This is a genomic window from Azohydromonas caseinilytica, assembly GCF_012927045.1.
Taxonomy (GTDB): Bacteria; Pseudomonadota; Gammaproteobacteria; order Burkholderiales; family Burkholderiaceae_C; genus Azohydromonas; species Azohydromonas caseinilytica.
On record NZ_JABBFW010000065.1, the window covers coordinates 1 to 5,692 of the forward strand.

General features: G+C 67.2%; 4 protein-coding genes and 1 pseudogene. 2 read left to right on the plus strand and 3 right to left on the minus strand.

The genetic code is table 11. The annotated features are described in order from the left end of the window. Window positions 1-614 (plus strand): annotated as a pseudogene (locus tag HHL10_RS29745) (hypothetical protein); the annotation flags it as partial. 646 nt (window positions 615-1,260) lie between these two features. After that, window positions 1,261-2,331: a GlxA family transcriptional regulator gene (locus HHL10_RS29750; RefSeq protein ID WP_169164049.1), complete on the plus strand. Its 1,071-nt coding sequence runs from the start codon at window positions 1,261-1,263 to the stop codon at window positions 2,329-2,331. 112 nt (window positions 2,332-2,443) lie between these two features. Here HHL10_RS29750 and HHL10_RS29755 read toward each other — a convergent pair whose 3' ends face one another. The 3 genes from HHL10_RS29755 to HHL10_RS29765 all read right to left on the minus strand — a co-directional run bounded on the left by HHL10_RS29755 (window position 2,444) and on the right by HHL10_RS29765 (window position 5,621). Beyond that, window positions 2,444-3,589 (minus strand): branched-chain amino acid ABC transporter substrate-binding protein, encoded by a 1,146-nt coding sequence (locus HHL10_RS29755; RefSeq protein WP_375138998.1) that lies wholly within the window; start codon window positions 3,587-3,589, stop codon window positions 2,444-2,446. A gap of 148 nt (window positions 3,590-3,737) precedes the next feature. Continuing rightward, window positions 3,738-4,892: a branched-chain amino acid ABC transporter substrate-binding protein gene (locus HHL10_RS29760; protein WP_169164050.1), complete on the minus strand. Its 1,155-nt coding sequence runs from the start codon at window positions 4,890-4,892 to the stop codon at window positions 3,738-3,740. Window positions 4,893-4,934: 42 nt separating this feature from the next. After that, complete coding sequence (locus HHL10_RS29765; RefSeq protein WP_169164051.1) at window positions 4,935-5,621, minus strand: sarcosine oxidase subunit gamma; 687 nt, start codon at window positions 5,619-5,621, stop codon at window positions 4,935-4,937. Window positions 5,622-5,692: the final 71 nt, after the last annotated feature.

The window sequence follows — 5,692 nt, forward strand, 5'->3', positions numbered from 1 at the left end:
CGCGGCTGGCGCAGCCCGAGCCCAGCCTGGCCGACGCGGTGGCGGCGCTGGTGCCGGTGTGCCGCGAGAGCGCGCTGGTGCTGGCCGGGCCGCGCGGCGAGTCGGGCCTCTCCAGCGGCATGCTGCCCTACCTGCTGGCGCAGCGGCTGCAGCGCGAGCTCATCGGCGAGGTGATCGACCTGCGGCCCGAAGCCGATGGCGGCTGGCGCGTGGTGCAGGCGCTGCCGCGCGGGGCACGCCGCGCCTGGCGGCTGGAGCCCGGCACCGCGGCGGTGCTGGTGACCAGCGCGCGGCTGGCGCAGCGCGAGGACCTGCCGCAGCGCCACGCCTGGGTGGCGGCGCAGCACGGACGCATCGAGGACCGGCGAGCCGACACCGCATCTTCGGGACAGCTCGAGGCCAACCGCTGGGTGCTGGAGCCCGCGCGCAAGCAGCGCCGCGCGCTGGCCGCCGCGTCCAACGAGAGCGGCGCGGCGCGCATGGCGCGCGCCACGGGCTCCGGGGCGCCGGCCAGGCAGGGCGGCATCGTCATCCGCGAGGGCAGCACCGTGGACAAGGCCCAGGCGCTGCTGGAGCACCTGCGCAAGCTGGCGTTGGTACAACCGCCAGCCTGAAGCCCTAAGCACACCGCGCGATACCGTCTCGCGCGGGCGTTGCACCCTTCAACACGAAAGCCCAGGCCGCCCAATGGCGGCCTGGGCTTTTGCACGGGTTGGTCGGGCCAAGCACGTTCCGTGCGGCCCGGTATGGACCTGCCAACGTTGGTTTATGTATTTGAGTCTGCTTATCACAGATCAAGTCAATATTCTGGTAAATATAAAATTGCCGCAGCGCGATACTGGGGAATATAAGAGAAATCACCTGTTCACGCGGGAGTGGGATTGCGGTGCAATCACGATTGGTCTTCAGGTCTGACTGACACACGAATGCCCAGTCTTTAGGCGGCATGTTGCACAAGGAAACGAGTTGCCCTCTTGCCAGTGTGCCGATTTCATAGCTCGGTGCTTGCGCTGGTTTTGCGGTTGCCTCGCCATCTTCTGGCACGTCGCCTTTTGATGTAGGCACTGCACCGGTGCATGCTGCACCGCGGCATGGCTCTGGGGCATGTGTATTGGCCGCTGAATGCACCAAATGATGGATGAATCCGTGAGCTGGCGTTTTGCAGTGGATCAATACGGGTCAATGTGCGGTGGCATGGCTCTTGCGATTTGCCTGGTGTCTGCTCCAAAGCCGGTCCTTGCCATTTAGAGGCCTCAAGCCATGGTTGTTTCTTCAAGCGCTTCGTCCCCGGTCCGTCATTTCGGATTCCTGCTGCTGGGCAATCATTCAATGATTGCCTTTGCCAATGCGGTAGAGGTGCTGCGCATGGCCAATCTCTTGAGCCGCCAGCAGCTTTACTCATGGACCGTGGCAACGGTCGAGGGCGATAAAACCACTGCCAGCAACGGCTTGGCTCTGGCTGACGCAGGCAGCTTGTCTGACCTGGACGCCTGTGACCTGGTATTCGTCTGCGGCGGCGTGGAAGTGCAAAAGGTTATCAGCGACGAGGTCGTGCAGGACCTGCGCCGCCGTGCCGCCCGGGGACAGCCGTTGGGCGCACTTTGCACCGGCACCCATGCGCTGGCGGCAGCGGGGGTCTTGGATGGCTATCGGTGTGCAGTGCACTGGGAAAACCTGGTGGCGCTGCGCGAGTCCTATCCCAAGGTGAATTTCGCGCTGGAGGTTTTCGTCATCGACCGCGAGCGTGTCACTGCCTCCGGCGGTATTGCACCTCTGCACCTGATGATTCAGCTGGTGCGCAGCCATCACGGCAACAAGCTGGCGATGGCGATTTCGGAGCAGTTCATCGTCGATCGCGTGCGTGACCACACCGACCAGCAAAAACTCCCGCAGCCCGAATTCGTCGGTCCCGGCTACGAGCACTTGGTGGAAGCGGCGGAGCTGATGGCCGCGAATATTGAGGAGCCGCTGGCGCTGTCGGAAATTGCGGATGCGGCCGGCATTTCATTGCGCCAGCTTGAGCGCCTGTTTCATCGGTATTATCACGTGACGCCGGCGCAGCATTATCTGACCTTGCGCCTGCGCCGTGCGCGAGAACTGCTGTCGCACACCAGTGCCCCGATCATGCAAATCACGGTGGCCTGCGGATTCCAGACGGCATCGCATTTCTGCAAGGCCTATAGGGCCCAGTTCGGACATTCTCCCAGTGACCATCGTCGCCAGGGCGGCAAACAGGGTGCGATTCATCTGGTGGCCGCGGCGGAGGCCGGTGCGCGCCGGACCCGCGTCAGCCGTGCTGCCGCGGGCGGCATGGCCTCCTACGCGTCCTGAAACTCAGGAAAAGTCCCGGGTCAAAACCCAGGCGAGAAAATGAAATGGGCCGCGACCCACCCGTCGCGGCCCATTTTTCTGGTCAGCAAAGCGGCGCAGCGCCGGTTGCCGCTCACAGCGAGGTCAGTACCTCCGGCTGGCCGTTCTTGAAGCCGTACACGCTCACCGGCGAGGACTTCAGGTCGTGCTTGTCGGTGAACGAGTACTCGCCGGCCACGCCCTTGTAGCTGCCCTTGGCCATTTGTTCGGCGACCTTGCCCGGGTCGGTCGAGCCGGCCTTCTGCATGGCGTCGGCCAGCAGCATGGCGCCGTCGTAGAAGTTGGCGGCGTAGGTCAGCGGGTCGCGCTGGTAGGCGGCCTTGTACTTGGCGGCGAAGGCACGGCCGGCGTCGGCCTTGCCCAGGATGGTGCCGGCCTGGGCGCACAGCACCTTGCCGTCGGCAGCGCCGCCGCTCAGCCGCGCGGTCTCGGTGGCGCAGATGCCGTCGCCGCCCAGCAGCTTGGCCTGCACGCCCAGCGACACCATCTGGCGCAGCATCGGGCCGCCCTGGGCCGAGTAGCCGCCGAAGAACACGGCATCGGGCTTGGCGCTGCGGATGGAGGTCAGGATGGGCGTGAAGTCCGTGGCCTTGTCGGTGGTGAACTCCTGCTTGACGATGTTGAGGCCCTGGCGCTTGGCCTCGGCCACGAACTCCTGCACCAGGCCCTGGCCGTAGGCGCTGCGGTCATCGACCACCGCCACGTTCTTGATCTTCATTTCCTTGGCGGCGTAGACCGCCATGGCCGAGCCCAGCTGCACGTCGTTGACGCCGATGCGGAACAGCCGCGGGTAGCCCAGCTCGGTGATCTTGGGGTTGGAGCCCACCGTCATCATCACCATGCCGGCCTCGTTGTAGACGCGGCCGGCCGGGATGGCGACGCCGGAGTTGTACGGGCCGACCACGAACTTGACCTTCTGGTCGGCCAGCTTCTGCGCCACGGCCACGCCCTGGCGCGGGTCGGCCGCGTCGTCCTCGGCCACGACCTCGAAAGTGACCTTCTGGCCGCCGACCTGGATGCCCTTGGCGTTGAGCTCCTTGACGGCCAGCAGCAGGCCGTCGCGGTTGTCCACGCCATAGGCGGACTGCGGACCGGACAGCGGGCTGCTGAAGCCGATCTTCACGACCTGCTGCGCCTGGGCGGCGAAGGAGGCGGCGGCCAGGGCGACGGGCATGAGCGCGGAGAAGAGCTGCCGCGCGCTGAAGTGGAATGCCTTCATGGGAACGGATCGGTTGAGCTTCATACCGAAGCGAGGCCGGTATTCTGGCCCTGCGCCGGCCGGGCTCGCGACCGTGTTTCCCTGCAGCGGATCGGGCCGCGACGTGCCCGCCGCGGCCCGAAAGTCACACTTCTTTTCCCGATGCGTTTCAGAACGAGCTCAGCGCCTCCGGCTGGCCGTTCTTGAAACCGTACACGCTCACCGGCGAGGACTTCAGGTCGTGCTTGTCGGTGAAGGAGTACTCGCCGGCCACGCCCTGGTAGCTGCCCTTGGCCAAGGCTTCAGCGAGCTTGCCCGGGTCGGTGGAGCCGGTCTTCTGCATGGCGTCGGCCAGCAGCATGGCGGCGTCGTAGAAGGACACGGCGTAGGTCAGCGGGTCGCGCTGGTAGGCGGCCTTGTACTTGGCGGCGAAGGCGCGGCCGGCGTCGGCCTTGCCCAGGATCACGCCGGCCTGGGTGCAGAACACCTTGCCGTCGGCGACGTTGCCGCTGAGGCGGCTGGTCTCGGTCGTGCAGATGCCGTCGCCACCCAGCAGCTTGGCGGAGATGCCCAGCGACACCATCTGGCGCAGCATCGGCCCGCCCTGCGAGGAGTAGCCGCCGAAGAACACGGCGTCGGGCTTGGCACTGCGGATGGACGTGAGGATGGGCGTGAAGTCGGTGGCCTTGTCGGTGGTGAACTCCTGCTTGACGACGTTGAGCCCCTGCCGCTTGGCCTCGGCCACGAACTCCTGCACCAGGCCCTGGCCGTAGGCGGTGCGGTCGTCCACCACCGCCACGTTCTTGGCCTTCATCTCCTTGGCGGCATAGACGGCCATGGCAATGCCGACCTGCGCGTCGTTGACGCCGACACGGAACAGGCGCGGATAGCCCAGCTCCGTGACCTTGGGGTTGGAGGCCACTGTCAGCAACAGCATGCCGGCCTCGTTGTAGACGCGACCAGCGGGGATGGCGACGCCGGAGTTGTACGGGCCGATGACGTACTTCACCTTCTCGTCGGCGAGCTTCTGCGCCACGGCCACGCCCTGACGCGGGTCGGCCGCGTCGTCCTGGGCATCGACCTCGAACTTCACCTTCTTCGAGCCGACCTGTACGCCGCCCTTGGCATTGAGCTCCTTGACTGCGAGCAGCAGCCCGTCGCGGTTGTCGGTGCCATAGGCGGCCTGTCCGCCGGAGAGCGGGCCGGTAAAGCCGATCTTCACCACCTCCTGCGCCCGCGCCCCGAAGGACGCGGCCGTGAGCAGGATGGGGGCCAGCGCCCAGGCGGCCTGGCGCAGGCAAGCCGTTGCTTTTCTGTGCTTCATCGATTCCTCCTTCGGTTCTCCGTGGATGGACTGGGACGGGACTCAGGCCGGCTGCAGCTGCCGCCGCGGCGCTTCGGTGCCGCCCAGCAGCGGCGTGAGCAGCGCATCGGTGCAGGCGCGGGTGTCGGTGAGCTGCAGCCCGTAGGGCCGCGCCGTGCGCTCGACGAGGCGCCAGATGTAGTCGGCAAAGCTGCGCCGGAACACCAGGGTGACGCCCTGCGCGTCGCTGCGCAGCAGCGTGAAGCCGGCCTTGCTCATGACGGTGGAGACGCACTGGCCCACGGCCAGGCCCTCGAAGTCGTAGGGGCTCAGGTGGCTCAGCAGCCGCAGGTGCTGCGCGCCGCTGATGCGCAGCGCCGTGAAGCCGCCGCTGTTGTCGGCCACCTGCGCGAAGCAGCCCCGCAGCGCATCTTCGAGCGCCGCCACCAGGCGCTCGCGCTGCGAGCGCGCGCACAGCAGCCACCACTCGTCGGGCGACTGCCACAGCACCACGCCGGCGGCGCAGCGCAGCGCCGCGCGCGGCTGGGTGGGCAGCGGCGCGCCGATGACGCCGGCCACCGCGCTCATGAAGGCCACGTCGTCGGCGCGCCCGCGCAGCACCAGGTAGCCCAGGTGGGGCAGCTCCGCGGCCAGCAGCCCCGCGTCGCCGCGGCCGGCGGCGGTGGGCTGCAGGTGGCACAGCGGCGAGCGCAGCGCGTCGGCCGCGACGGTGTAGGCAGGCTTAGGCATGTTGACGTTCCCCCTTGGGATCGATGAAGACGGTGGAGACAACCTTGACCGGCGTGACCCGCCCGCGCGCC

What these genes read in the sequence shown, in the direction of transcription:
- HHL10_RS29750 (WP_169164049.1), top strand. Translation starts at nt 1,261, where the DNA reads ATGGTTGTTTCTTCAAGCGCTTCGTCCCCGGTCCGTCATTTCGGATTC.
- HHL10_RS29755 (WP_375138998.1), bottom strand. Translation starts at nt 3,589, where the DNA reads ATGAAGGCATTCCACTTCAGCGCGCGGCAGCTCTTCTCCGCGCTCATG.
- HHL10_RS29760 (WP_169164050.1), bottom strand. Translation starts at nt 4,892, where the DNA reads ATGAAGCACAGAAAAGCAACGGCTTGCCTGCGCCAGGCCGCCTGGGCG.
- HHL10_RS29765 (WP_169164051.1), bottom strand. Translation starts at nt 5,621, where the DNA reads ATGCCTAAGCCTGCCTACACCGTCGCGGCCGACGCGCTGCGCTCGCCG.